Below are 25,083 nucleotides of genomic sequence, written 5' to 3'. Positions count from 1 at the left end.
GGGTCAGCTCTTCCAGGACCAGTCTTGGAAGTACATCAGGTTCATCGGGTCCTGCGGCTCGACGCCCTGCAGGCCCGACTTGTACGCCGAGATCTGGTAGACGGGGTTCGGCATCCAGAGCACCGGCAGGTCCTTGGCCAGGAAGTCGTTGTACTCCTGCAGAGCCCCGGCGTCGGCGGAGAACTGCGCCTTCTCGATGAGCTTGTCCGCCTCGGGGTTGCTGTAGCTGCCGAGGTTGACGGGCGCGTCGGTCTGGAACAGGCGCTCGCCGGAGGCGAAGGCCGGGTAGTACCAGCTGCCCTGGGAGCCGAAGAACGACATGTCCCAGTCGCACTTGGACTCATCGGGCTTGCAGGCCGGGGTGACCGCGACGGAGTCGGGCACTTCCTTGATCGTCAGCTGGACGCCGACCTTGGCCATCGCCGACTTGATCTCGGCGAACATCTTGGTGGTCGCGGAGAAGCCCGACTGGCTGGTCACGGTGAAGTTCAGCGGGGTGTCCTTGGCGATGCCCTCACCGCACAGGCTCGGGTCGGCGCAGGTGGTCTGCCCGTCGGGCACGACCTTCCAGCCGTGGCTCTCCAGCAACTGCTGGGCCTTGGCCGGGTCGAAGGGGTAGACGCAGCCCTCGCCGCCGGTCGCGCCGGGCTTGGCCGGCACCGGGCCGCAGGTGGGCGCCGCCATGCCGGACCAGATGACCTTGCTGATGGTGGGCTGGTCGATGAGCATCTGCAGCGCCTGGCGCAGGTACGGCTGCTCGAACAGCACCCCCGTCTCGGGGTTGTTGAAGTTGAGCTGCAGGTACGTGATCGACCACCCGTACCAGGGGGAGACCTTGTAGCCCTTGGACTCCAGGTAGGACTTCTGCGACAGGTTGGCCGGCGGGATGTAGCCGTAGTCGATCTGACCGGCGCGCAGCACGTTGAACTCGGCGTCGTCGCCGGTGAACGGGCGCAGCACGATCTTGTTGAGCTTCGGCTTGTCGGTGCCCGAGTAGGTGTCCTGCTTGGTCAGGACCACCTCGCCGCTGGGCACGTAGCTCTCCAGCTTCCACGGGCCGCTGTTGGTCTTCCACAGCGCGTTCGTCGCGTACGACTTGGGGTCCTTGGAGGCGGCGGTCAGCTTCTCGAAGGTCGTCTTGGGGTCGCCCTTGTCCCAGGCGTGCTGGGGCAGCGGCACGATGCGGTTGAGCTGGTTGCCGACGAACCAGGCGGTGTTGTACTCCTTCTTCGTCGTCAGGGAGAAGGTCTTGTCGTCCTTGACCTTGAAGTCGGAGATGTTGTCCGGGAAGCCGCCCGGCTTGTACGACGCCCACTTGTCCTTGTTGGTGGTGACGAGGTCCCACCAGAACTGGACGTCCTTCGTGGTGATCGGCTTGCCGTCGGACCAGGTGTTGTCCTTGAGCGTGATGGTCAGCGTCTTGCCGCCGTCGCTGACGACGGGCGGCTGGGCCAGCGACCGGTCCGGGTCGATGTTGTCGGTGCTGGATCCGTCGAGCTTGTAGGCGTACAGCTTGCGGTACAGGGCGGTGGAGAAGATCTCGTTCTCGCCCTGGGTGAAGCCGGGGGCCGAGATCGGCAGGATCCAGTTGGGCGTGCGGAAGGCCACCGTCACGGTGTCCTTGCCCTGCGCGCCGCCCTGCTGCGAGCCGCTGCCGGCGCCCGCGCTGCAGGCGGTCAGGGCGAGCCCGATGGCCACCACGCCGCTCATGATGCGGATTCTCGTCCCCATGATTCTCCTCGGCGAGACGTGGGCGTGCCCTCCAGGGGCCGTTCAGTCCGGAGAATGTATAGAGATGCAAGTTGCAAGTCAACCCGAAAAATCCGCTTTGTTCAGGGGACTTATTTCGGGATAGAGTCCGCGGCGGAGCATCTTTCGGTGATCGTCTTCGTGACCGATGATGGGCATCTGCCGTGTCATCAAGGAGGAGAGGCATGTCGGACCCCGCTAGTCTGCGCGAGCAGGCGCTGAGCCTGCTGGCCAGCGGCAAGGCCGCCTCCCGCGCGGATCTGGTGGAGACCCTGCAGGTGGCTCCGTCGACGGTCTCCAGCGTGGTGCGCCGCCTGCTGGAGGAGGGCGCGATCCTGGAGGAGGGCGTGGGGGCCTCCACCGGGGGGCGCCGCCCGAAGATTCTCCGGCTGCGCGAGGCCGGAGGCGTCTTCGCCGTGGCCGAACTGGGCGGCCGGCACGCCCGCGTGGGCCTCTGCCTGCCCTCCGGCGCCCTGCTGGCGGCCGAGGAGCACGCGATCGACATAGGAGCGGGCCCAGAGGCGATCTTCGACGCGGTCACCGAGGCCTTCGACGGCGTCCGTGCCGCCCACGCGCCCGGCCAGCGGCTGCTGGCCGTCGGCATGGCCCTGCCGGGGCCGGTGGACTTCCCGCACGGCCGGCTCATCGGCCCGTCCCGCATGCCGGGCTGGAGCGGGTACGACGTGCAGAGCGACCTGCGCGACCGCTTCGAGGTGACCGCGGTCGTCGACAACGACGCCAAGGCCGCCGCGATCGGCGAGCACGTCACGCGCCGCGACGCCGGCGACATGATCTACGTCAAGGCCGGCACCGGCATCGGCGGCTGCCTGGTCAGCGGCGCCCAGGTCTACCGCGGCGGGCGCGGCCTGAGCGGCGACGTCACCCACGTGCGCGTGGCCGACAGCGGCGAGCGCGAATGCTCCTGCGGCAGCCGCGGCTGCCTGGAGACCGTCGCCAGCGGCGCCGCACTGGTCCGCGAGCTGGCCGGGCGCGGCCTTCCCGTGGCCAGCACCGGCGACGTCATCGCCGCCACCGTCAACGCCGACCCGGCCGTCGTGACGCTGGTGCGCCAGGCCGGGCGGCTGCTGGGCGTGGCCCTGTCGGGCCTGGTCAACTTCCTCAATCCCGACAGCGTCGTCATCGGGGGCGCGCTGTCGAGCCTGGACGTCTACGTGGCGGCCGTCAAGGGCATGCTCTACGAGCGCTGCCTGCCCCCGCTCACCCAGTCGCTGTCGATCGAGGCCAGCGTCGCCGGGCCGGACGCGGCGCTGATCGGGCTGAGTCACCTCATCCGCGAAACTGCAGACATCCGCCCCCTGGCGGACATCCGTCCCTCCTAGGAAGCAGCACAGTGTCCCTCCGTATCGCCGTCTGCGGCATCCACATCGAGTCCAGCACCTTCTCGCCGCACCTCAGCGGCGCCGCCGACTTCGAGGTCACCCGCGGCGACGCCCTGCTCGGCAGGTACGCCTGGCTCGGCGAGCCGTGGGCGGCCGGGGTGGAATGGGTGCCGATCGTGCACGCCCGCGCCCTGCCGGGCGGAGCGGTCGAGCCCGCCGCGTACGACGCCTGGCGCGACGAGATCGTCCGGGGCCTGGCCGGCGGCCCGTTCGACGGCGTGCTGCTCGACATCCACGGCGCGATGAGCGTCGTGGGCCGCGAGGACGCCGAAGGCGACCTCATCACCGCCATCCGCTCGGTGATCGGCGCCGAGCCGCTGGTGTCGGCGGCCATGGACCTGCACGGCAACGTCTCCACCACCCTGTTCGACGGCTGCGACCTGCTGACCTGCTACCGCACCGCGCCCCATGTGGACGTCTGGGAGACCCGCGAGCGCGCCGCCCGCAACCTCGTCGAGGCGCTGCGGCGCGGCGGCCGGCCGCACAAGGCGCTGGTCCACGTGCCGATCCTGCTGCCCGGCGAGATGACCAGCACCCGCGTCGAGCCCGCCCGCGGACTGTACGCCCGCATCCCCGAGGTCGAGGCGAGGCCGGGCGTGATCGACGCGGCCGTCTGGATCGGCTTCGCCTGGGCCGACGAGCCGCGCTGCACCGGTGCGGTCGTGGCCACCGGCACCGACGCCGCCGCCACCGAGCGGGCGGCACGCGAGCTGGGGCAGGCGTTCTGGGACGCGCGCGACGGCTTCGCCTTCGTCGCGCCCACGGGCTCCATGGACGAGTGCCTGGACGCGGCGCTCAAGGCGGGCTCGGCCGGGCCGTACTTCATCAGCGACTCCGGTGACAACCCCGGCGCGGGCGGCGCCGACGACGTCACCTACGCCCTGGAGCGGATGCTGGCCAGGCCCGAGATCCGCGACGGCTCGGTTCGTGCCGTCTACGCCTCCCTGTTCGACCCCGAGGCGGTGGCGCGCATCGGGCACCTGCCGATCGGCTCGCCGGTCAGCGTGCGCGCGGGCGGCCGCGTGGACACGCGCCCGCCGGGGCCGGTGCTGCTGGAGGGGACGCTGGAGGCGCTGGCCGACGATCCGGACGGCGGGCGGGTGGCCGGCGTGCGCGTCGGCGGGCTGAGCGTGTTCCTGACCTCGCGGCGGATGCAGTACCGGCTGCTGGAGTCGTACCGGCGCCTCGGGGTGGACGTCGCCGACGTGGACGTGGTCACCGTCAAGATCGGCTATCTGGAGCCCGAGCTGTTCGAGGCCGCCGCCGACTGGATGCTGGCGCTCACGCCGGGGGGCGTGGACCAGGACCTGCACCGGCTGCCGTACCGGAACCTGAAGCGGCCGATCTTCCCGCTGGATCGCGACGCCGCGCTGGATCCGGCCCCCTTGATGAGCTCCGGTCCCCTCGCCTGACCGGGCCGCGGCGTCCGTGATCTGTGCGGCGCCGTTCACCACTCTCTTGTACGGCAGAGCACGGTGGGCCGCACGCGCCGACGCGGGTGGCCCTCTGTCATGGCCGGTCGTGAAGGCTCACGGAGTGCCCGCCGTGACGAGCGCACCGTGAGTTGAGGCATTGACACCGCTGTGTAACGCGCGTTTAATTCGGCTAACCGATATCCGTCGACGGTTAACGAAACGCGGTGCCATGTACGAGATAACGTCCCTGCGCCAGGCCACGACACTCGGCGAGGAAGTGGTCAGGCGGCTGCGTTACCTCGTGATCACCGGCCGGCTGGCACCCGGCACCCACCTCGTCGAGGACCGGCTGGCCCGGGAGTTCGACATCAGCCGCGGGCCCATCCGCGACGCCCTGCGCAAACTCGAAGGCGAGGGCCTGCTGGAGTCCCGGCGCCGCGGCCTCTTCGTGGTCGGCCTCGACGAGAGCGACGTCGAGGAGCTCTACACGCTGCGCGAATCCCTGGAGTCGCTGGCGCTGCGCCGGAGCATGGAGCGGGCGACGCCGGAGGACTGGGCCACGCTGCAGGGACCGATCGACGCCATGCGGGACGCGGCCGATCGCGGCTCGGCCGAGGACTTCGCCTCCGCCGACCTGGAGTTCCACAGCCGGTTCTACGAGCTGTCGGGGCACCGCCGGCTCGTCAGCGTCTGGGAGCAGTACCGCCCGACCTTCTCGGTCCTGCTCAGCGTCACCAACGCGCAGGACGCCGACCTCCATCCGTCGGCGGAGGCGCACGTCGCCCTGCTGGAGGGGGTGCGCTCCGGCGACGTCGAGTCGACGGTGCGGGAGCTGTCGGCGCACCTGCTGGGGGCCAAGAACCGCATGCGTGCCGCGCGCGCGAAGGGCGCCCACTGAGCGGTAGATCGGTCGTCAGGACAGCCGTCCCGGGGGAGCGGCGCGTCACCAGCCCAACCAACTGCCCGACCTCTATCTGATCTGTCCGAGTACGCCTCCGCAGCGAGGCATCTCCCGGAAGGAGGCGGTCATGGTCGTCTTCCGCCGTACCGCTCCAGCTACTGTCCTCCTCGGTGCGGTCCTGATCGCCTCGGCGGCCTGCGCCGGCGATCGCACCCCTGCCGGCTCCGCCGAGGCCGAGAAGTACCCGTCGAAGGACATCCATCTCATCGTGCACGCGGCCGCCGGCGGGGCGTCGGACATGACCGCCCGCGCGCTGGCGACCGAGCTGGAGAAGGACCTCGGCCGCAGCATCGTGGTGGAGAACCGTCCCGGGGCCTCGGGCTCGACCGCCATGAAGTTCCTGGCCTCGGCCGAGCCCGACGGGTACACCCTGGGCTATCTCCCGGTCGAGGTGTCCATGCTGGGCCACCGCGGCTACGAGGTGAAGCCCGGGAACTACACCATGCTCGGGCAGGTGGTGAACGTCCCCGCGGTGGTCGTCGTGCCGGCCGACAGCCCGAACAAGTCGCTCGACGACCTCATCAAGGCGGCCAAGTCCAAGCCGGACGAGGTCAGCGTCGCCAACTCCGGTCCCGGCTCCATCTGGGAGGCCGCGACCACGCTGCTCGGGAACCAGGCCGGCGTCGGCTTCAAGCCGGTGCCCTTCGACGGGGGCGCGCCCGCGGTCGCCGCCGCGGCCGGTGACAAGGTGGACGCGGCGGTGGCGGGCGTCAGCGAGGTGGCTCCCTCGGTGAAGGACGGCCGGGTACGCGCGCTGGCCGTGCTCGACGCCGAGCGGTCCAAGGAGCTTCCCGACGTGCCGACAGGCAAGGAAGAGGGGCACGACATCACGGTCGGAGGCTGGGGCGGCATCGGCGCGCCCGCCGGCCTCCCGCAGCCCGTCGCGCAGCGCCTGCGCGACGCCGTGAGCAAGGCCGCCCAGGCGCCGGGCTTCACGCAGACGCTGACCAACGCGGGAGCGGTCCCGACCTATCGCAGCGCGGAGGAGTTCGCCTCCTTCGCCGAACAGGAGTACACGCGCTTCGCCGACGTCCTCCAGCCCTCCGGCTCGTGAGCGGGCGCGACCGGAGCGTGATGACGATGAAGGGATCGAAGGCGGGCGCGGTGCCCGTACGGGAGACGCTGATCGCGTCCGGGGCGCTCGTCCTGGCCGCGGCCGCCCTCCTGTCGTCGCGGGCCATCGAGCCGGCGGTGCGCAGCCATGACATCGGGCCGGCCGCCTGGCCCACCGTCCTCGCCGCCTGCATGGGGGTGCTCGCGCTGGTGATGCTGGCGCGAGCCGTCTCGGAGGCCGCCCGCCGGCGGCAGGCCGACGCGGCGGGCGCGAGCGCCGGAGCGGACGCCGTGGAGGAAGTGGCCGCCGGTGGTCCCGCCAAGGTGCTGACCGCGCTGGCCGCCTTCGTCGTCTACGGCGCCGCCTGGCACCTGCTCGACTTCCGGGTCTGCACTCCCCTGCTGCTGGCGGCGCTGGCCGCGATCGGCGGCGGGCGGGGCTGGCGGCCGCTGGTCGCCTATCCGATCGGGCTCACCGCCCTGTTGTGGCTGCTGTTCGGTTACCTGCTGGAGGTGCCGCTGTGAACGCGGTGCTGGACGGGCTGGGCGCTCTCACCGAACCGGGCGTGATCGGCGGGCTGGTCCTCGGCACCGTCCTCGGGATGCTGGTCGGGACGTTTCCCGGTATCAGCGTCACCATGGCCGTGGCCCTGGCCAGCGGGTTCACGCTGACCCTGGAGCCGGTGCAGGGGCTCGCGGTGCTGCTGCCCATCTACGTTGCCGCCAGCTTCGGCGACCGGGTGCCCGCGATCCTGATCAACACGCCGGGCACCCCGGCCTCGATCGCCTCCACGTTCGACGGCTTCCCGCTGGCCCGGCAGGGCAAGGCCGGGCTCGCGCTGACCGTCTCCGCGGTCGGCTCGCTGGTGGGCGGGCTGGCCGGGATCATCCTGTTCATCGTCGCGGCGAACCCGCTGGCGAGCGTGGCACTGCAGTTCGGCCCGGCCGAGATGTTCGCGCTGGTGGTCTTCGGCCTCACCATGATGGTCACCGTCGCGGAGGGGCAGCTGGTCAAGGGCCTGTTCGCCGGCCTGGCCGGCCTGCTGCTCGGCGTCGTGGGGCTCGACCCGATCACCGGTGACCCGCGGCTGACGTTCGGGGTGGAGCTGCTCACCTCCGGCCTGCCCTTCATCGCCGTGATCATCGGCCTGTTCGGCATCGCCGAGGTCTTCGAGCAGATGCTGACCCACCGCAAGGGTGAGAGCACCGTCATCACCCAGATGGGCCGCTGGACGCCCACCCGGGAGGAGCGGCGCAGGATCCGCAAGCCGATCGCCATCGGCAGCGGCGTCGGCGTGGTCGTCGGGGTCATGCCCGCCGCCGGCGGCGACATCGCGGGGCTGGTGTCATGGACGCAGGCCAGGCGCTCGTCCCGGCGACCGGAGGAGTTCGGCAAGGGATCGCTGGAAGGGCTCGCGGCCGCGGACACCGCGAACAACGCGCAGGTGGGCGGCGCCCTCATCACGTCGTTCGCGCTCGGGCTGCCCGGCGACTCGGTGAGCGCCGTCCTGCTCGGATCGATGATCATCTGGGGCCTGACGCCGGGCCCGACGCTCTTCCGCGACCATCCCGACCTGATCACCACGGTGTCGGGGATCCTGCTGCTCGCGACGGCGCTGGCGTTCCTCCTCAGCCTGCTGCGGCTGCGCGGGGTCGTACGCCTGCTGGACCTTCCGCGCCACTACCTGTGGAGCACGATCCTGATCTGCTGCGCCGTCGGCACGTACTCGATCAACAACAACCCGGGCGACGTCCTGGTGATGCTGATCGCCGGGCTCGTCGGGCTGGCGATGCGGCGGTACGGGTTCCCCGCGGGCCCGCTGGTGCTGGGGCTGCTGCTCGGCCCGCTGGCCGAGGCCAACCTGCGGCGGACACTGGTGATCGGCGGACCCGGCGAGATCTTCACCAATCCGATCGCGGCCGCCCTGCTGGTGCTCAGCGTGCTCGCGCTGGCCTGGCCGTTGCTCCGTCGCCGCACGCGCGCGTCCCGGGCCGCCGGCCGGACGCCCGAAGGCAGCCTGCCATCCCCGAACCCGCCGGAAGGACCGCCCTCATGACGACGCCGACGGTGATCGCCGCGCTGCCCACCCCGTTCCGCCCCACGGGCGACCTCGACCCGGAGGCCGCCAGGGAGCTGTTCCGTGCCGTCAACCGCACCGTCGACGGCCTGCTCATCGGCGGCACCACCGGGGAGTTCCCGGCGCTGGACGACGCCGAGCGGCTGACCTTGACGGAGATCGCGCTGGAGGAGGCGGGGCCGGACCGGGTGATCGCGCACGTCGGCGCGCCCAGCGCGTTCCAGGCCGCCCGGCTGGCCGCCGCCGCCGTCTCCGCCGGAGCGACCCGGCTCGCGGCCATCACGCCGTACTTCCTGGCGGCCGGGCCGGACGTCGTACGCGGCTATTTCGCGCGGATCCGCGACGCGGCGGGCGGCGCCGCGCTCTACGCCTACCTCTATCCCGATCTCACCAACACCGACGTCTCGCCGGAGCAACTGGCCGCGGTGCCGGGCCTGGCCGGCGTGAAGCTCTCCGGCGGCGCCTCCGGCGAGGTGGCCGCGCACGTCGCCCTGGCCTCGGAGGGGTACGAGGTCTACTCGGGCAACGACGTGCGGCTCGCAGCGGTGGCGGAGCAGGGCGGCACCGGCGTCGTGTCCGGTCTGTCCGTCGCCTTCCCGGAAGTTTTCGGCAGCCTGGCCCGCGCCGTCGCCGGCGGCGACACGGCCGCGCGCGACGCCCTCCAGAAGGTGGCCGACGAGGCCGGCGCCGCGGTGGGCCCGAACATCGCGCACCTCAAGCTCGCGCTGCGGCTGCGCGGGCTGCCCGGAGGAGCCAGCCGGATGGCCGCCCGGGAGGTCGACCCCGCCGTCCGGTCCCGTCTCGTCCGGCTGGTCGAGCAGGTGGTCGAGCTCGGGACGCCCTGACCGCTCCAACTCGCCGGCCGATCCCCCTGCCCGTCCCGCGACATGACCCATCCCCGTCACCGACCGACACTCCCCTGTCCGAAGGAGACCTCATGTCCGCGCACCTGACCATGCTGCGCCGAGCGCTCGCTCCCGGCCTCGCCGCCGTGCTGGCGCTGCCCCTGACAGCAACCACCGCCGGAGCAGCCGAACCGTCCGGCCACGACGAGCGGGCCCGCGCCTACGCGTGCCGCCAGGACATCCATCCGCAGGACCCCGACTATCCCGGCGTGCACGTCGCCTCGCTCGAGAAGGCGCCCAACGGTGACCTGCTCTACTCCTTCTACGCCGGCACGGAGGAGGGCGCGGACGACGTCGCGACGTACATGAGCCGGCTACCCGTCGGGGCGAGGACCTGGACCGAGCCGCGCGTCATCTTCGACGAGCCAGGCCAGCCCGACGGCAACGCCGTGCTGTGGGCCGACGGCCGCAGCACCTACCTGTTCTTCTCCACCATCCGCGGCGACGGGTGGACCGAGGCGGACCTGCGCCTGATCCGGTCGCGGGACAGCGGCAGGACCTGGTCCGAGCCGGAGCAGATCCGCCAGGAGTTCGGCTGGCTGTTCGGCACCAGGCCGTTCCGCATGTCCAACGGCGAGGTGCTCGTCCCCATCTACAGCGAGGCGCGGTGGGCGTCCGGCTGGTACATCCCCGGCGACGACTACTCCACGTGGGTCCCTCACCCGTCCGGCGACGACGCGGACTGGCCGCGCTCTCCGAACGGCGCGATCCAGCCGGCCACCGTCGAACTCGAACCGGGGCACCTGCTGGCCTACCTGCGCACCCGCGACCAGGAGATCTACCGGACCGAATCGTTCGACTACGGCCGCACCTGGTCGGCGGCCGAGCCGACCGGGCTGCCGAACAACAACGCCAGGGTGGCCCTGCTCAAGCTCCGCGACGGCGCCCTCGTCCTCGCCTTCAACCCCATCACCGACGGCCGGGACACGCTGCGCCTGGCCCTCTCCACCGACCAGGGCAGGACCTGGTCGAGCTCCGTCGACGTCGAGTCCGAGCCCGGCGCCGAGTTCTCCTACCCCTACCTGCTGCAGACCGACGACGGCATGATCCATCTCGGCTACACGCACCGTCGCGAGTCGATGCGGCACCTCGTCTTCAACGAGCAGTTCGTCCGGGCCGGCGCCGACCTGCCGTCCGACGCCCGGCCCGTGCCCGTCGAGTACCGGAACGGGCGGCTCGGGCACCCGTCCGCCTGCGCGTACCGGAACAGGTCGCGCTGAGCCCGGCCGGATCTGGCGCCCGTGGCGCCAGATCCGGCTCCGCGCGGGTCACGCGCCGCCGGGCTCGGCGGTGCGCTCCCACATGGACTTCATCTCGGCGAACCCCTGCTCCATGATCTCCACCATGGCCTGCCTGGCGCGCTCGCCGTCGCGCCGCTGGACCGCCTGGGCCACGTCGGTGTGCAGCCGCAACGCCTGCTCGTCCGGGTAGTGGGGCATCAGGTGGTAGTGGTGGCGGCCGGCGAGCACCTCGGCGACGATCTGGTGCAGGTTCGCGAACATCTCGTTGCCGGAGGCGGCCAGCACCCGCCGGTGGAAGTCGATGTCGAGGTGGAGGAAGCGCGCCTCGTCACCGGCCTTCCCGGCGGCCCACATCTTGGCCGCGAGCCCCACTAACTCGCTCGCGTCGTCGTCGTCGATCCGCTCGGCCGCCAGCCAGGCGGCGTGCGGCTCGATCGCGGTCCGCAACTCGGTGATGGAGCGCATCTGCGCCATCCGCCCCTCCGAGGCGAGCCGCCAGCGGATCACCTGCGGATCGAAGACGCTCCACGCCTCGGCGCTCTGGATCATGATCCCGACTCGCCGCCGGGTCTCGACGAGACCCATGGACGCCAGCACCCGCAGCACCTCGCGGATCACGGAGCGGGAGACCTGGTAGCGGTCGACGAGGTCCTCGATGCTCAGGACGGAACCGGTGGCCACGTCGCCGCTGCAGATGGCGGTGCCGAGGTGGTGGAGGACACGTGCGTGCAACCCGGCCTCGGCAGGGGCGTGCTGGGTGCGTGCGCCCCCTGGGGAGGACTGGTTCACGCGATAAAGCATATCAGTTAGAAGACGACTCTTGAATAAGTCATCTTTTTTGTCCTAGCATCCCGGCATTAAGCCGACGTTACGTGAGTGTGGCGCTCTCGTGGAGGCGGCGGCCATGACAGAAAGGCGAGATGACGTGCGACGTCGATCGATTCTCGGTACATCTCTGGCCGTGGTTGTCGCCATGAGCCTGTCCGCCTGTGGCGGTGGCGGCGACGACGGCGCGTCCAAGACGGTCCGGGTCACCCTGGCCAACCATGTGTGGACCGACAACATCAAGAAGGCCCTGCCCGAGTTCGAGAAGCAGACCGGGCTCAAGGTCGAGATCACCCAGCTCGGCGAGGACCAGCTCTCCGACCAGTACAACGTCAAGCTGAACGCCGGCTCCGCCGACATCGACGTGATGATGTACCGCCCCCTGCAGGAGGGGAAGCTCTTCGCCAAGAACAAGTACCTGGCCGACCTGTCGGCCCAGGTGAAGTCCGGCAAGGACTGGGACTTCAGCGACTTCCAGGCCGGTCCGGTGGAGGCCACCACGTACGAGGGCAAGCCGGTCGGTGTGCCGATCATCACCGAGCAGGAGGTCCTCTACTACCGCAAGGACCTGCTCGCCAAGGCCGGGCTGGAGAGCCCGCCGAAGACCCTCGACGAGCTCAAGGCCGCCGCCGCCAAGATCAAGGCGGCCGACCCGAGCGTCGCCGGCTTCGTCGCCCGTACCGGCAAGTCCGCGGCGGTCACCCAGTTCTCCAGCTTCCTCTACAGCTTCGGCGGCGACTTCGTGGACGGCGGCGGCAAGTCCGCGCTCAACAGCGAGGCGGCCAAGCAGGCGTACGCCTACTACGGCGGACTGATCAAGGACTCCGGCCCCGCGAACGTCAGCACCGACATGAGCTGGCCCGAGGCGATGGCCATCTTCACCCAGGGCAAGGCCGCCTTCTACACCGAGGCGAACTCGCTCTACAAGAACGCCACCGACCCGGCCAAGTCCAAGGTCTCGGACACGGTGGGCTTCGCGCCGTTCCCGGCGGGCCCGGCCGGCTCGAAGCCGTACAGCATCCCGTCGTGGGCGCTGGGCATCAACGCCGCCTCCGAGAACACTGACAACGCCTGGAAGTTCATCGAGTGGGCCACCAGCAAGGAGCAGACGCTCGCCCAGCAGAAGTCCGGCGTGCCCGGAGCCCGCAGCTCCGTCTGGGCGAACCCGGAGGGCACCTCGACCTTCCCCGAGGACCTGGTGAAGGCCATCGCGGCCAGCGAGAAGACGGGCGTCGGGCATGACCGGCCGCTGGTCGTGAAGGTCGCCGAGTCCCGCGAGATCGTCGGCCAGCCGATCGTGGACGCGATCACCGGCAAGGACGCCGCCGCGGCCGCCGACACGGCCAACGCCGCGTTCCAGACGTTCCTGGACGACGAGGCCAAGTAGCAGTGGCCGACGCCCCCGAGACCCCCGGCTGGCTGCGCTGGGTCGACGACCATCGCAAGTGGCTCTTCGCCGCTCCCGCGATGATCTTCGTCGCCGCGCTGCTCGTGTTCCCGCTGGCCTGGACCCTCTACCTCAGCCTGACCGACGCGGAGGGATCCGTCCGGGCGGAGAGCGACTTCGTCGGCCTCCAGAACTACCTCGACGTCCTCACGGACACCGCCAGGTTCTGGCCCGCCGTCGGGCGGACCGCCGCGTTCACCGTCGTCGCGCTGCTGTTCGAGGTGGGCCTCGGGATGGCGATCGCCCTGCTGCTCTGGCGGCCGTTCAAAGGTCAGAGGTGGGTCCGGGTCGCCATCCTGCTGCCGCTCGTCGCCACCCCGGTGGCGGTCGGCATGATGTGGCGGCTCATCTTCGACCCGAACATCGGCATGGCCAACCGGGTGCTCGGCTGGTTCGGCATCGGCCCGCAGCCGTGGCTCGCCGGCCAGCACTCGGCCCTGCCCACCACGATCTTCATCGACGTGTGGCAGTGGACGCCGATGGTGGTGCTGATCCTGCTCGCCGGGCTCACCTCGCTGTCGGACGAGCCGCAGGAGGCGGCGCGCATCGACGGCGCGACCACCTGGCAGCGCTTCCGGCACGTCACGCTGCCGCTGCTGATGCCCACGCTGACCGTGGCGATCCTGCTGCGCGGCATCGACGCGCTGAAGACCTTCGACATCCTGTACGCCACGAAAGGCCGCGGCGGCGGCTCGTTCCACGAGGTGGAGACGCTGAACGTGTACGCCTACGGCCTCAGCTTCGACTACAACGACTACGGCGTCTCCTCCACCGTCCTCATCCTCTTCTTCCTCATCATCATCGGGGCCATGTGGGCCCTGACCGCCCGGCGCAAGGAGGCGCAGCGATGAAGCCCCGGGCCTCGTACCAGGTGTTCCGGGTGGTGGCGCTCACCGTGGTGGTGCTCGTTCTGCTGGCGCCGCTGGTCTGGATGGTCGCCGCGTCGTTCAAGACCAACGTCGACATCTACGACCCGAGCAAGGCGCTGTCCTTCTCCCCCACCCTGGACAACTACGCCAAGGTGCTCAAGCAGGCCAACTACGTCGAGTTCATCGTCAACAGCCTCTGGGTCGCGTTCGCCGCCACCGTGGCCTCGCTGGTCCTCGGCCTGCCCGCGGCGTACTCGATGAGCCGGTTCAACATGAAGAAGTCCGCGCTGGTGGTGCTGATGGCCCGGGTCATCCCCGGCGTCTCGCTGCTGGTGCCGTGGTACTACGTCTTCTCCAACCTGAGGATGGTCGGCGGCTTCGGGGTGCTGATCATCAGCCACATGTTCGTGGCGCTGCCGCTGGTGGTCTACATCATGATGGGCTACTTCGACAGCCTGCCCACGGAGCTGGAGGAGGCGGCGCTGGTCGACGGGCTGACCCACGTCGGCGCGTTCCGGCGCATCACGCTGCCGCTGTCGCTGCCGGGCGTCGCCACCGCCGGCATCCTGTCCTTCATCTTCTCCTGGAACAACTTCATGTTCGCGCTGGTGCTCTCCGACGCGGACACCAAGACCCTGCCCGTGGCGATCTTCGACTTCGTCGGCTACGCCAGCATCGACTGGGGCGGCCTGATGGCCGCGGCCACCGTGGTCACCCTGCCGATCATGGTGATCGCCCTGTTCGTGCAGAAGTACGTGGTCTCCGGTCTCACGGCCGGCGCGACGAAGGGCTGAGCGGCATGACGACCATCGCGCGCGTCGAGACCTTCCTCGTCGCCCCCCGCTGGCTCTTCGTCCGGGTGGAGACCGAGTCCGGGATCGTCGGCTGGGGCGAGGCCACCTGCGAGGGCCGCTCCGAGACCGTGCGCACCGCCGTGAGCCAGCTCGCGGAGCTGCTCGTCGGCCGGGACGCGCTGCGCATCGAGGACCACTGGCAGGTGCTGACCAAAGGCTCGTTCTACCGGGGCGGCCCCATCCTGGCCAGTGCCGTGGCGGGCCTCGACCAGGCCCTCTGGGACATCGCCGGCAAGCACTTCGGCGCGCCGGTGCACCAGCTGCTCGGCGGCCCGGTCCGCGACCGGATCCGGGTGTACGGCTGGGTCGGCGGCGACGAGCCCGGCGAGGTCCGCGACCACGTCGCCGCCCAGGTCGAGGCGGGGCTCACCGCGGTGAAGATGAACGCCTCCGGCCGGATGAGCCCGGCGGCGTCGGTCGCCGAGCTGGACGGCGTGGTCGCCCGGGTGGCCGCCGCCCGCGAGGTGCTCGGCGACGAGCGCGACGTCGCCGTCGACTTCCACGGGCGCTTCACCCTGGCCAGTGCCCGCCGGGTGGCGCCGCTGCTGGAGCCGTACCGGCCGATGTTCCTGGAGGAGCCGGTCGTCCCGGAGAACTCGCACCTCATCGGCGAGTTCGTCCGCTCGACCACCATCCCGGTCTCGACCGGGGAGCGACTCTACAGCAGGCAGGAGTTCCTGCCCGTCCTCCAGGCCGGCATCGCGGTCGCCCAGCCGGACCTCTCGCACGCCGGCGGCATCACCGAGGTACGCAAGATCGCCGCGCTCGCCGAGGTGTACGACGTGCAGCTCGCCCCGCACTGCCCGCTGGGCCCGATCGCCCTCGCGGCCTGCCTGCAGGTCGGCTTCGCCACGCCCAACTACCTGATCCAGGAGCAGAGCCTCGGCATCCACTACAACCGTGGCGCCGACGTGCTCGACTACTGCGTCGACAAGGCCCCGCTGGCGTTCGTGGACGGGCACGTCGAGCGGCTCACCGCGCCCGGCCTGGGCATCGAGGTCGACGATCCGGCGGTCCGCGCCGCCGACAGGAAGGGGCACGCCTGGCGCGGCCCGATCTGGCGGCACCGGGACGGTTCGTACGCCGAATGGTGACCACAACCTTCCACCGCACGGCCCATGTGAGAAAGGCACCCGCGTGAAGATCATCGCAGCGGACGTCATCGTCACCAGTCCCGACCGCAACTTCGTCACCCTCAAGATCACGACGGACGACGGGATCACCGGGCTGGGCGACGGCACCCTCAACGGGCGGGAGCTGTCGGTCGCGTCGTACCTGGCCGACCACGTCGTCCCCCTGCTGATCGGGCGCGACCCGCATCGCATCGAGGACACCTGGCAGTTCCTCTACCGCTCCGCCTACTGGCGGCGCGGGCCCGTCACCATGGCCGCCATCGCGGCCGTGGACGTGGCGCTGTGGGACATCAAGGCCAAGGCCGCCGGGATGCCGCTCTACCAGCTGCTCGGCGGGGCCTCCAGGAACGGGATCATGGCGTACGGGCACGCCTCGGGCCGTGACCTGCCCGAGCTGTTCGACTCGATCCGCCGGCACCTGGAGCTGGGCTACCGGTCGATCCGGGTGCAGACCTCCGTGCCGGGCATCAACGCCGTGTACGGCGTGGCCGCCCAGCCCAGCGCGGGCGGCAAGCGCTACGACTACGAGCCGGCCCAGCGCACCCCGCTGCCCGCCGAGGAGGACTGGGACACCCGCGCCTACCTGCGCCACCTGCCCGGAGTCTTCGAGGCGGTACGCAACGAGTTCGGCCCCGAGCTGCCGCTGCTGCACGACGGGCACCACCGGATGACCCCCATCCAGGCCGCCAAGCTCGGCAAGGCCCTCGAACCGTACGACCTGTTCTGGCTGGAGGACTGCACGCCGGCGGAGAACCAGGAGGCGCTGCGCCTGGTCCGCCGCCACACCACCACCCCGCTGGCCATCGGCGAGGTCTTCAACACCGTGTGGGACTACCAGACGCTGATCCGCGAGCAGCTCATCGACTACGTCCGCTCCGCCGTCACCCACACCGGGGGGATCACGGCCATGCGGAAGCTGCTCGACTACGCCGCCCAGTACCAGATCAAGTCCGGCATCCACGGCCCGACCGACATCTCGCCGGTCGGCATGGCCGCCGCCCTGCACCTGGACCTCGCGATCCACAACTTCGGCATCCAGGAGTACATGCAGCACGGCGCGGTGACCAACGACGTGTTCCGGCAGTCGTTCACCTTCACCGACGGCTACCTGCACCCGGGCGAGTCGCCGGGCCTCGGCGTGGAGCTCGACGAGGAGGCCGCCGGGCTGTTCCCGTACCAACCGGCGTACCTGCCGTTCAACCGGCTCAAGGACGGCACCGTCCACGACTGGTGAGCACGCGCCGGACGGTGAATCCTTTCGCGGTGCGAGGGCCTCTTATGAGGTGACGGCCACACCGGGACAGGAGACGGGCATGGGTTCTAGGGAAGGTTTCGCCATGCTCGAAACCGGATCGCCCGCACCCGACATCGTGCTGGAGGACACCGACGGCAGGGCCGTGCGGCTGTCCGACCACCGGGGCCGGCAGGCCGTGCTGATCTATTTCATGCGCTCGACCTCGTGCCCGGTCTGCGACGGGCACGTCCAGGACCTCGTCCGGGAGCGCACCGCGTACGAGGACGACGGCGTCCAGGTGTTCGTCGCGGCCAGGCAGCATCCTCGTCGACGCCCGGGGCGTCGTCCGCCACGCTCACGGCGCCACCCTGCCCACCGGCGGCTACGACAGGAAGGGCATCGCCGCGGCCGTCCGGGGCCTCCGCGCCCGCGCGTGATCCGCGGGAGGATCCTTCCGCTCCTGTCACAATCCCCCGAGCTGTCCTGTCGGAGGAGGTAACGAGCGACAACGGCAAGGAGCGCGTCATGGATTCCCGCGTGAGCCCCTCCGGCGACCCGGCCGCGGCCACGGGCCCGGAGCAGCCGGTGGAGGCCGCCTGATGCCGGCGTTCCTGCACGCGGCGGGGGTGTCGGTCGGCTGCGGGCTGGCCCTCGCCCCCGCCCTGCTGCCGTCCGCCCGTTCGGCCAGGAGGTGGCCGCACGTCGTCATGGCGCTCGGCATGGCGGCCGGGCACCTGGGTGGCTGGTTCCTCTCCGCCGCGGTGCTCGCGCTGTTCACCGCCGGCTGGCTCTGCGGCTCGCCGTCCCGCCGCGCGGAGACGGGGCACCACATCCAGGACTTCGTGGTCATGTCCATGCTCCTGGTGCTGACGGCGTTCGGCGGGGCCGCGCCTTTCACGGGCACTCCGTCCGGGCACGCGCACGGCGGCGGGTCGCTGGCGCCGGTGGCCCTGGCCATCGGGCTGGCCTGGACGTGCGTCCGGCTCGTCCGCGTCCTGCCCGGGAGGAACGCGGACGGGCCGGGGTCGCTCGGCCAGGACGCGTGCGCGGCCGGGATGGCGGCCAGCATGGCTTTCATGGCCGTACTGGCGCTGTGATTTCATCCCTTTTGTCCCGTTGTCACACATCAGGGTGCTGCCTTGTCTGAGCTGGTGTACGGCCGGATCCAGCCAGCCACCGTCTCACGGAGGAAACCTGATGAGCACCGATCACGCTCACGCCCACCAGCTCGACAACCCCGACAAGAGCGGCCCGCCGCCGAAGATCGACGTGGTCGCCACCGTCGCCGGGGCGCCGCCCGCGCCGGAGGGCGCCGAGGCGATGACGATCCTCGTCACGTTGCCGCCGAACAGCCCCGGCGCGCCGCCGCACCGGCACTCCGGCCCCGCGTACGGGTACGTGGTCAAGGGAGCCATCAACTTCGAGCTGGAAGGCGACCCCGTGCGGGTCGTCCGGGCCGGTGAGGCGTTCTGGGAGCCGGGTGGGGACGTGATCCACTACCAGGACGGCAACCACCTGTCCGACGAGGAGTCGGTATTCGTGGTGACGATGTTCTGCGCGCCCGGCCAGCCCATGTTGATCCCGGTCAGCCCGGAGGAGTTGGAGGCCCGGCGGGACCGCCGCGCGCCGCAATCATGACGAAGGTCTCGCTGACCGCCCTCGTCCGGGGCCTGCTCACGTTCGCCCGCGAGGCGGACAGCGGCCGGAGCGCCACCACGGTCCACGGCGGGCACGACCGCTCGCTGCGGCAGACCGTGATGGCGCTGCGCAAGGGCGAGCACATGCACGAGCACGAGCACCCCGGCGAGGTCACGGTGCACGTGCTGCACGGGCGGGTACGGCTGGTCGCCGGGCCGCACTCGTGGGACGGGCTGCCGGGCGACCTGCTGGTCATGCCCGAACGCCGCCACCGCGTGGAGGCCGTGCAGGACAGCGCGTTCCTGTTCACCACCGCACGCTGAGGGACGGAGAAGGCGGGAACCCGGCCGGTTCCCGCCTTCTGTCGTGCCGGGCCGGTGCCACGGGTCACCGCCGTCGTCCAGCGCCACGGGCCACGGGTCACCGCCGTCGGCCACGGGCCACGGGCCACGGGGCCAGGGACCGGAGGCCACGGGCCAGGGCCCACGGGGCCCCGGGGCCAGGGGGTGAGGACCACGCTCTCCCCAGGGCGCGACCGAGGCACCTGGGAGGCGACCGTGTTCGCAGCGACATCGCCGGATGCCGCGCGCGAACGGAGTCGAGATCGTGACCATGAGCCTTCTGAAGTCGTACAGAGACCACGGGGAACAGCCGGATGGAGCCGCTTCGGCGTTCGTGCGCGCCGCGCCGCGCCTCTTCTCGATCGGGCTGCGCGTCCTGGAGGACGTGGGCGAGGCCGAGGACGTGGTGCAGGAGACGTGGCTGCGATGGGCCCGCACCGACCGCTCGGTCGTCATCAACCCGCCCGCGTTCCTCGCGCTGACCGCCAGCAGGCTCGCGCTCAACGTCGCCCAGTCCGCCCGCAGGCGCCGCGAGACCACCGCCGGGCCCTGGCTCCCCGAGACGACGGACCCCTCCATCGGGCCCGAGACGTCGGCCGAACGGCACGACGCGGTCGACGGCGCGATCCTGCTGCTGCTGGAGAGGCTGACCCCCGCTGAGCGCGCGGTCTACGTGCTGCGCACGGCCTTCGACTACCCGTACCGCCGGATCTCCGAGATCCTCCACCTGGGCGAGGACCACGCGCGGCAGCTCGTGCGGCGCGCCCGCGACCACCTCGCCACCGCGCGGAGCTGCCCGGTGAGCTCCACCGCGCACCGGCGCCTCGTACGCGCCTTCCTCGCCGCCGCGCAGACCGGCGACCTCGCAGAACTGGAGGACCTGCTGGCCGCCGACGTCGCCACGCACGGCCGGACGGCCGTGGGGCACCGGCGCGGCCACTTCAGCCGGAGCCTTAAGCCGGCGTCCGGACACGGCCTCGCCTCCTGATCGGCCCAGGGCCCTCAGTGACCTCCCTCACACAAGGGGCGCGTGCCTGTCACGGACGGAGTGACTGTCCGGTCTTAGCTACGAACCGACCGATTTGCCGTGGCGAGAGGTGAGCCATGACAGACGCACATCGCCGGAAACGGGCCTCCTCGGCTCTCAGCGACCCCAGCGAGGAGTCCTGTCCCGCGTCACCCGGCCGACCGACCGGGGGTCCGCAGCTGGACGGCCTGCACGACCTTCCCCGTCCGGTGGCGATGGCGGTAGGGGGCGGCGGCGTGCTCGGCGCCGCGCACGTCGGCGTCGGGTACGCGCTGGAGCAGCGCGGATTCGTCCCCGACCTGATCGTCGGAACCTCGGTCGGCGCCCTCAACGGCGCGATCGCGGCCGCCCACCCCGGCAAGGCCGCGGCCTGGCTGGACGGCGTGTGGACCCGCCTGCGCCGCCGCGAGGTGTTCCCGCTCGGCTACCTGCCCTCGCGGGCCAGCATCTTCACCGACCGGGGCCTGCGCAGGCTGATCGCGCAGGCCGCACTGCCGTCGCGGATCGAGCAGCTGGAGATCCCCTTCACGGCGGTGGCCACGGACCTCGCCGACGGCGCCGAGGCGCTGCTCGACCACGGGGACCTCGAGACGGCGCTGCTGGCCAGCGCGGCCATCCCCGGCGTCCTGCCCCCGGTGGACCGGGAGGGCCGGACGCTGGTCGACGGCGGCGTGATCGCCTACGTCCCGGTACGGGCGGCGCGGCTCGCGGGGGCGGCCAGCGTGGTGGTGATGTCGATCGGGCCGGAGAGCAGGCGGCTGAACCCGGCCGTCACGCCCCTGCGGGCCGGCGCGGTCGCCGCCAGAGCAGGCGTGCTGCTGCTGCAGCACCAGATCGAGCGCGACCTGCACGAGGTGTCCGAACAGATCCCGACCGTCGTCCTGCCGACCGGCATCGAGACCTGGCCCGCCCCGTGGGACTTCGGCCACTCCCGGCGGCTGATCAACACCGCGTTCCACACGGCGGGAGCCTTCCTCGACGGACTGCGCGTCAGCGGGCCAGGCCTGTACCGGGCCGACGGTCCTCCGGCGATCTCGGCCGCCCCCCGCAGGGCGCGTGCCGCCTCCGTGTCGGGAGCGCTCACGTGAGCACCGTCGCGTTCCTCAACATCGGCATGCACGGGCACATCAACCCGACGCTCCCGGTCGTCGCCGAGCTGGCCCGCCGCGGCCACACCGTCACCTACCACACCTCGCCCGCGTTCGCGGCGGAGATCGAGGCCGCCGGCGCGACCGTCTGCCGCTACCCCGGGGGCGACCCGTCGCTCCCCGACCCGCCGACGCCGTTCACGCTGCTGGACGGACTCGCGAACGCCGCCCTCGGCCTGCTGCCCACCGTGCTCGCCGACCTGCGCCGCATCCGGCCCGACCTGGTGGTCCACGGCTCCATGTGCCCCTGGGGCGCGGTCGCCGCGCGCGAGCTCGGGGTGCCGGCGGCGTCCGCCTTCACCACGTTCGCGTTCAACCGCCACACGCCCAGCCCCACCCGCGTCTCGTGGCAGCTCCTGGCCGCGGCGGCGGCCCGGCCCCGCACGGCGCGGAGCTACGTCCGGGCGCGGCGGGAGCTGCACCGGCGCTACGACACCCGCGGGCTGCCGCTGCTCGACCTGGGGAACGTGCGCCAGCCGCTCAACCTGGTCTTCACCTCGCGCGCGTTCCAGCCCGGCGCCGCCGGCTTCGGCCCGTCCTACCGGTTCGTCGGCCCGAGCGTCGGCGCCCGTCCCGCCGACCCGTCGTTCCCGGCCGGCAGCCTGCGCGACCCGGTGCTGTACGCCTCGCTCGGCACGGTCTTCAACGACCACCCGCGGCTGCTGCGCACCTTCGCCGCCGCGCTCGCGCCGCTGGGCGGCACCGTGGTCCTCTCCACCGGGCAGACCGACCCCGCCGCGCTGCGTCCGCTGCCGGCCAACGTGCTCGCCCGCCCGTTCGTCCCGCAACCGGAGGTGCTGGCCCGCGCCGCGCTGTTCGTCACCCACGGCGGGATGAACAGCGTCAACGAGTCCATGTACGCCGGGGTCCCCATGCTCGTGGTCCCGCAGGGCGCCGACCAGCCGCTCGTGGCCCGTCGGGTCGTCGAGCTGGGCGCCGGCCTGTCGATCAGCACCGAGGACGCCACCCCGCAGGCCGTGAACGCCCTCGCCCGGCGCCTGCTCGACGAGCCGCGCTTCCGCGACGCGGCGGCCATCCTGCGGGCCGCCCAGCGCGAGGCCGGCGGCTACCTGCGCGCCGCCGACGAGCTCGAACGCCACCTGCGCGGCGGCGGCCGGGCCCGCCCGGCGGCGCCCGCGGACCCACGGGAGCGATGAGCCCATGTCACCCGTCGTCTTCGCCCTGCTGCTGCTCGCCGGCCTGTCCGAGTCCGCCGGGCGGCTCCTGCCCCTGGTGGCACGCCGGCCCGGCGTGTCGCACGCCAGCGCGATCCTGCTCCTGCTGACCGGCGCCGTGGTCGAGAGCGCCGTCTTCGCGCTCTGGCCGCTGGCCGCGACGACCCTGGCGGAGCTGATGCTGCCGGCTCCCCTGGCCCCCGGCGCCACGTTGACCTGGACGGCCGGCCTCGTCGCGCCGCTGCTGCTCGCCGCCCTCATCGCGTTCCCGCTGCTCGGTCCGCTGCTGCACCTGCTGCTCCTCGTGGGGGTCGGGGCCGGCCTGGTCTCCCCGCTGGCCGCGGCGACGGGGCTGGGCTGGTGGGCCGCCGCGGGCTGCGTGGCCGTCGCCGCGATCGGGCTCGCCGCCACCGTGGACGGCGTCCGCCGCCTGGTCGTGAAGCTCAGTCCCACCGGGCACCAGGAGCTGGTCGCATGACCGAGTTCTCGCTTCTCGTCCTGGTGCTCGGTCCGGTCCTACTCGCCGAGGCCCTGCTCGCCCGGTACGAGGTGCTGGTCTACACCGCCGGATGGCGGTCTCCCAGGACCGACCTTCCGCACGGCATGCCGTACGCCAGGGGCGCCGACCCCGACCGCCCTCCCGACGCCTACCTCGTCTACCTGGACGGCATCGGCAAGCGCCGCTTCCGCGACACCCGCGACGGAGGCCAGCTGGTCAAGGCCCTGCTCGCCGGGGCGCCGGAGCTGCGGGTGCTGGGGCAGGTGCAGCCCTACTCGCCGCTCGCCCACCCGCTGGTCGAGCGGCCCGTGTGGGAGTGGCTCCGCCACCACGTCGGGCTCCTGCTGTTCCTGCACAACGTCATGCAGATCTTCGTGGCCGCCGACCACAGGTACCGGCCGCTGTACAACCGCGCCGTGGGCGGCCAGATCGCCGCCCAGCTGCGGAAAGCCGGGTACCAGCCGGACAGCGGGATCCCCGTGGTGCTGCTGGGCTACAGCGGTGGCGCCCAGGTCGCCACGGGCGCGGTCGAAGAGCTGTACACCCGGTTGCGTGCCCCGCTCGTACTGATCACTCTCGGCGGGTTCCACAACGGCGCCAACGATCTCACCCACGCCCAGCACCTCTACCGGCTCACCAGCGCCGACGACCGGATCGAGCGGATCTGCACCTGGATCTTCCCGCAGCGCCGGCGGCTGTTCAGCCGCAGCGGATGGAACCGGGCCGCCCGCGCCGGGAAGATCAGCGCGCATCCGCTCGAGACGGCCACCCACGTCGGGCGGCGTAGCTACATCAACCCGGAGACGCGGCTGCCCGACGGCCGCACCTACCTCCAGCGCACCGCCGACACCGTGATCGCGCTCATCCGCGCGCACCACGGCGATCCCACCACCCGCACGCCGGTCAGCTGAACGTCGTGGCAGGGGCAGACGCCGGTCCGGGGCCGCCCGGCCCGGTCCTCGGCGCGCACCACACCCCGCGCATGGTCCAGCAAGCGATTCCGGCGTGGCATTGTGGTCAGGCGGTCGGCGATGCCGTACCGACATCACGATGCACTGAGCCGAGTGGAGGGCATGATCAACACCATCACGAAGCCGGTCTCGGCTGCGGCTGCGGGCACCTGGCGGCTCGGGGACCTGACGGTCAACCGGATCGGGTTCGGGGCGATGCGGCTGCCGCAGACCGGCCGGGCGCTGGTCCCGGACGCCGTCCCGCGCGACCGCGACCAGGCGATCGCGGTGCTGCGCCGCGCCGTGGAGCTCGGGGTGAACCACGTCGACACCGCCGCGTTCTACTTCTCGCCGCTGCGGTCGGCCAACGAGCTGATCAACGCCGCGCTGGCCCCGTACCCCGACGACCTGGTCATCGCCACGAAGGTCGGACCGGCGCGGGACGCGTCCGGGCGCTGGGCGTCGTGGGCCACCACGGCACAGGAGCTGCGCGGCCAGGTCGAGGAGAACCTCCGCCAGCTCGGCCGCGACCACCTGGACCTCGTCAACCTGCGGGTCAACGGGCCGGGCCCGATCGCCGAACGCTTCGCCGCCCTGGCCGAGCTGCGCCAGGCCGGGCTCATCCGCCACCTGGGCCTGTCCAGCGTCGGCCCCGACCAGCTCGCCGAGGCCCGGGCCATCGCCCCCGTGGTCTGCGTGCAGAACCCGTACGGCATCGGCGCCCCGGCCCGGCAGGACCGGATGCTGGACCTCTGCGGCGAGCAGGGCATCGCCTTCGTCCCGTTCTTCGCCATCGCCGGCCAGGGCCGCGAAGCGGGCCCCCAGGGCACGGAGGCGGAGCAGATCGACGGCATCGCCCGCGCCCACCAGGCCACTCCCGCGCAGGTGCGCCTGGCCTGGTCGCTCCAGCGCGGCCCGCACGTGCTGGCCATCCCCGGCACCGGCGACCCCGGCCACCTCGAGGACAACATCGCCGCCGGGGCCCTCCGCCTCACCGAGGCCGACCTGGCGGTCCTGGACGACCTGCACCGGAGCACGGCGTCCTAGAACCTCCGCGCCGCGGGCGTCAACCTGCTCGGCGCGGGCAACGACTATCGGGACAGCGTGGCGTCGTGGTTCGGCACCGGCGTCCGCTCTTTGA

25 protein-coding genes are annotated in these 25,083 nt (G+C 71.8%); 23 read left to right on the top strand and 2 right to left on the bottom strand.

The features are described 5' to 3' along the window. Positions 1-3: 3 nt before the first annotated feature. Positions 4-1,731, bottom strand: coding sequence for a peptide ABC transporter substrate-binding protein (locus FH608_RS39275; RefSeq protein WP_139635490.1), 1,728 nt, complete (start codon positions 1,729-1,731; stop codon positions 4-6). 203 nt (positions 1,732-1,934) lie between these two features. On the opposite strand from FH608_RS39275, the gene FH608_RS39270 reads away from it, so the two are divergent. The 8 genes from FH608_RS39270 to FH608_RS39235 all read left to right on the top strand — a co-directional run bounded on the left by FH608_RS39270 (position 1,935) and on the right by FH608_RS39235 (position 10,781). Then, positions 1,935-3,089: an ROK family transcriptional regulator gene (locus FH608_RS39270; protein ID WP_139635489.1), complete on the top strand. Its 1,155-nt coding sequence runs from the start codon at positions 1,935-1,937 to the stop codon at positions 3,087-3,089. A gap of 11 nt (positions 3,090-3,100) precedes the next feature. Further along, positions 3,101-4,561, top strand: a complete 1,461-nt coding sequence (locus tag FH608_RS39265) for a M81 family metallopeptidase (protein WP_139635488.1) — start codon at positions 3,101-3,103, stop codon at positions 4,559-4,561. 232 nt (positions 4,562-4,793) lie between these two features. Next, positions 4,794-5,462 carry a GntR family transcriptional regulator gene (locus FH608_RS39260; RefSeq protein ID WP_139635486.1) on the top strand — a complete coding sequence of 223 codons (669 nt, stop codon included), beginning with the start codon at positions 4,794-4,796 and terminating at the stop codon, positions 5,460-5,462. A 130-nt stretch (positions 5,463-5,592) separates the two neighbouring features. Beyond that, the gene (locus FH608_RS39255; protein ID WP_139635485.1) at positions 5,593-6,579 is read left to right on the top strand and encodes a tripartite tricarboxylate transporter substrate binding protein; all 987 of its coding nucleotides are present in this window, start codon (positions 5,593-5,595) and stop codon (positions 6,577-6,579) included. Between the two features lie 26 nt (positions 6,580-6,605). Further along, complete coding sequence (locus FH608_RS39250; protein ID WP_193318876.1) at positions 6,606-7,103, top strand: tripartite tricarboxylate transporter TctB family protein; 498 nt, start codon at positions 6,606-6,608, stop codon at positions 7,101-7,103. After that, entirely contained in the window at positions 7,100-8,635 is a 1,536-nt protein-coding gene (locus FH608_RS39245) for a tripartite tricarboxylate transporter permease (protein ID WP_139635482.1), read from the top strand. The genes FH608_RS39250 and FH608_RS39245 overlap by 4 nt, the downstream gene beginning before the upstream one ends. Further along, positions 8,632-9,501 (top strand): dihydrodipicolinate synthase family protein, encoded by an 870-nt coding sequence (locus FH608_RS39240; protein ID WP_139635481.1) that lies wholly within the window; start codon positions 8,632-8,634, stop codon positions 9,499-9,501. The genes FH608_RS39245 and FH608_RS39240 overlap by 4 nt, the downstream gene beginning before the upstream one ends. A 92-nt stretch (positions 9,502-9,593) precedes the next feature. After that, on the top strand, positions 9,594-10,781 hold the full coding sequence (locus tag FH608_RS39235) for a sialidase family protein (protein WP_139635480.1): 1,188 nt from the start codon (positions 9,594-9,596) through the stop codon (positions 10,779-10,781). Positions 10,782-10,829: 48 nt separating this feature from the next. Here the strand turns inward: FH608_RS39235 and FH608_RS39230 are convergent, their stop codons facing one another. Next, on the bottom strand, positions 10,830-11,591 hold the full coding sequence (locus FH608_RS39230) for a FadR/GntR family transcriptional regulator (protein WP_226900293.1): 762 nt from the start codon (positions 11,589-11,591) through the stop codon (positions 10,830-10,832). 172 nt (positions 11,592-11,763) lie between these two features. Here FH608_RS39230 and FH608_RS39225 point away from each other — a divergent pair, with 172 nt between their 5' ends. From FH608_RS39225 to FH608_RS39155, 15 genes are all read left to right on the top strand, one after another. Continuing rightward, complete coding sequence (locus FH608_RS39225) at positions 11,764-13,014, top strand: ABC transporter substrate-binding protein (protein ID WP_226900292.1); 1,251 nt, start codon at positions 11,764-11,766, stop codon at positions 13,012-13,014. A gap of 2 nt (positions 13,015-13,016) precedes the next feature. Next, positions 13,017-13,925, top strand: coding sequence for a carbohydrate ABC transporter permease (locus FH608_RS39220; protein ID WP_226900291.1), 909 nt, complete (start codon positions 13,017-13,019; stop codon positions 13,923-13,925). Then, complete coding sequence (locus tag FH608_RS39215) at positions 13,922-14,737, top strand: carbohydrate ABC transporter permease (RefSeq protein WP_139635477.1); 816 nt, start codon at positions 13,922-13,924, stop codon at positions 14,735-14,737. Before FH608_RS39220 ends, FH608_RS39215 begins: the two co-directional genes overlap by 4 nt. Before the next feature lie 5 nt (positions 14,738-14,742). After that, positions 14,743-15,891, top strand: coding sequence for a galactonate dehydratase (dgoD, locus tag FH608_RS39210; RefSeq protein ID WP_139635475.1), 1,149 nt, complete (start codon positions 14,743-14,745; stop codon positions 15,889-15,891). Positions 15,892-15,934: 43 nt separating this feature from the next. After that, positions 15,935-17,164, top strand: coding sequence for a D-mannonate dehydratase ManD (manD, locus tag FH608_RS39205; RefSeq protein WP_139635474.1), 1,230 nt, complete (start codon positions 15,935-15,937; stop codon positions 17,162-17,164). A 103-nt stretch (positions 17,165-17,267) separates the two neighbouring features. After that, the gene (locus tag FH608_RS39200) at positions 17,268-17,663 is read left to right on the top strand and encodes a peroxiredoxin family protein (protein WP_226900290.1); all 396 of its coding nucleotides are present in this window, start codon (positions 17,268-17,270) and stop codon (positions 17,661-17,663) included. A 100-nt stretch (positions 17,664-17,763) separates the two neighbouring features. After that, positions 17,764-18,261 (top strand): hypothetical protein, encoded by a 498-nt coding sequence (locus FH608_RS39195; RefSeq protein ID WP_139635473.1) that lies wholly within the window; start codon positions 17,764-17,766, stop codon positions 18,259-18,261. Positions 18,262-18,361: 100 nt separating this feature from the next. Then, positions 18,362-18,802 (top strand): cupin domain-containing protein, encoded by a 441-nt coding sequence (locus FH608_RS39190; protein WP_139635472.1) that lies wholly within the window; start codon positions 18,362-18,364, stop codon positions 18,800-18,802. After that, positions 18,799-19,125 carry a cupin domain-containing protein gene (locus tag FH608_RS39185; protein WP_139635471.1) on the top strand — a complete coding sequence of 109 codons (327 nt, stop codon included), beginning with the start codon at positions 18,799-18,801 and terminating at the stop codon, positions 19,123-19,125. The genes FH608_RS39190 and FH608_RS39185 overlap by 4 nt, the downstream gene beginning before the upstream one ends. 289 nt (positions 19,126-19,414) lie before the next feature. After that, entirely contained in the window at positions 19,415-20,131 is a 717-nt protein-coding gene (locus FH608_RS39180; RefSeq protein ID WP_139635536.1) for a sigma factor-like helix-turn-helix DNA-binding protein, read from the top strand. Positions 20,132-20,247: 116 nt separating this feature from the next. Further along, on the top strand, positions 20,248-21,258 hold the full coding sequence (locus FH608_RS39175) for a patatin-like phospholipase family protein (RefSeq protein ID WP_139635469.1): 1,011 nt from the start codon (positions 20,248-20,250) through the stop codon (positions 21,256-21,258). Further along, complete coding sequence (locus FH608_RS39170; protein ID WP_139635468.1) at positions 21,255-22,475, top strand: macrolide family glycosyltransferase; 1,221 nt, start codon at positions 21,255-21,257, stop codon at positions 22,473-22,475. Before FH608_RS39175 ends, FH608_RS39170 begins: the two co-directional genes overlap by 4 nt. A gap of 4 nt (positions 22,476-22,479) precedes the next feature. Beyond that, positions 22,480-22,971, top strand: a complete 492-nt coding sequence (locus tag FH608_RS39165; RefSeq protein WP_139635467.1) for a hypothetical protein — start codon at positions 22,480-22,482, stop codon at positions 22,969-22,971. Next, the gene (locus FH608_RS39160) at positions 22,968-23,903 is read left to right on the top strand and encodes a hypothetical protein (RefSeq protein WP_139635466.1); all 936 of its coding nucleotides are present in this window, start codon (positions 22,968-22,970) and stop codon (positions 23,901-23,903) included. The genes FH608_RS39165 and FH608_RS39160 overlap by 4 nt, the downstream gene beginning before the upstream one ends. 162 nt (positions 23,904-24,065) lie before the next feature. Further along, positions 24,066-24,989, top strand: coding sequence for an oxidoreductase (locus FH608_RS39155; RefSeq protein ID WP_139635465.1), 924 nt, complete (start codon positions 24,066-24,068; stop codon positions 24,987-24,989). Positions 24,990-25,083 lie beyond the last annotated feature (94 nt).

Origin of the sequence: Nonomuraea phyllanthi (genome assembly GCF_006334985.2) — a bacterium.
In the GTDB taxonomy this organism is placed as follows: domain Bacteria; phylum Actinomycetota; class Actinomycetes; order Streptosporangiales; family Streptosporangiaceae; genus Nonomuraea; species Nonomuraea phyllanthi.
This window is presented reverse-complemented; position numbering and strand designations above follow the sequence as displayed.

What these genes read in the sequence shown, in the direction of transcription:
- FH608_RS39175 (WP_139635469.1), top strand. Translation starts at nt 20,248, where the DNA reads ATGACAGACGCACATCGCCGGAAACGGGCCTCCTCGGCTCTCAGCGAC.
- FH608_RS39195 (WP_139635473.1), top strand. Translation starts at nt 17,764, where the DNA reads ATGCCGGCGTTCCTGCACGCGGCGGGGGTGTCGGTCGGCTGCGGGCTG.
- dgoD (WP_139635475.1), top strand. Translation starts at nt 14,743, where the DNA reads ATGACGACCATCGCGCGCGTCGAGACCTTCCTCGTCGCCCCCCGCTGG.
- FH608_RS39190 (WP_139635472.1), top strand. Translation starts at nt 18,362, where the DNA reads ATGAGCACCGATCACGCTCACGCCCACCAGCTCGACAACCCCGACAAG.
- FH608_RS39235 (WP_139635480.1), top strand. Translation starts at nt 9,594, where the DNA reads ATGTCCGCGCACCTGACCATGCTGCGCCGAGCGCTCGCTCCCGGCCTC.
- FH608_RS39155 (WP_139635465.1), top strand. Translation starts at nt 24,066, where the DNA reads ATGATCAACACCATCACGAAGCCGGTCTCGGCTGCGGCTGCGGGCACC.
- FH608_RS39180 (WP_139635536.1), top strand. Translation starts at nt 19,415, where the DNA reads ATGAGCCTTCTGAAGTCGTACAGAGACCACGGGGAACAGCCGGATGGA.
- FH608_RS39270 (WP_139635489.1), top strand. Translation starts at nt 1,935, where the DNA reads ATGTCGGACCCCGCTAGTCTGCGCGAGCAGGCGCTGAGCCTGCTGGCC.
- FH608_RS39165 (WP_139635467.1), top strand. Translation starts at nt 22,480, where the DNA reads ATGTCACCCGTCGTCTTCGCCCTGCTGCTGCTCGCCGGCCTGTCCGAG.
- FH608_RS39255 (WP_139635485.1), top strand. Translation starts at nt 5,593, where the DNA reads ATGGTCGTCTTCCGCCGTACCGCTCCAGCTACTGTCCTCCTCGGTGCG.
- FH608_RS39200 (WP_226900290.1), top strand. Translation starts at nt 17,268, where the DNA reads ATGCTCGAAACCGGATCGCCCGCACCCGACATCGTGCTGGAGGACACC.
- FH608_RS39240 (WP_139635481.1), top strand. Translation starts at nt 8,632, where the DNA reads ATGACGACGCCGACGGTGATCGCCGCGCTGCCCACCCCGTTCCGCCCC.
- FH608_RS39160 (WP_139635466.1), top strand. Translation starts at nt 22,968, where the DNA reads ATGACCGAGTTCTCGCTTCTCGTCCTGGTGCTCGGTCCGGTCCTACTC.
- FH608_RS39185 (WP_139635471.1), top strand. Translation starts at nt 18,799, where the DNA reads ATGACGAAGGTCTCGCTGACCGCCCTCGTCCGGGGCCTGCTCACGTTC.
- FH608_RS39275 (WP_139635490.1), bottom strand. Translation starts at nt 1,731, where the DNA reads ATGGGGACGAGAATCCGCATCATGAGCGGCGTGGTGGCCATCGGGCTC.
- FH608_RS39250 (WP_193318876.1), top strand. Translation starts at nt 6,606, where the DNA reads ATGAAGGGATCGAAGGCGGGCGCGGTGCCCGTACGGGAGACGCTGATC.
- FH608_RS39260 (WP_139635486.1), top strand. Translation starts at nt 4,794, where the DNA reads ATGTACGAGATAACGTCCCTGCGCCAGGCCACGACACTCGGCGAGGAA.
- FH608_RS39215 (WP_139635477.1), top strand. Translation starts at nt 13,922, where the DNA reads ATGAAGCCCCGGGCCTCGTACCAGGTGTTCCGGGTGGTGGCGCTCACC.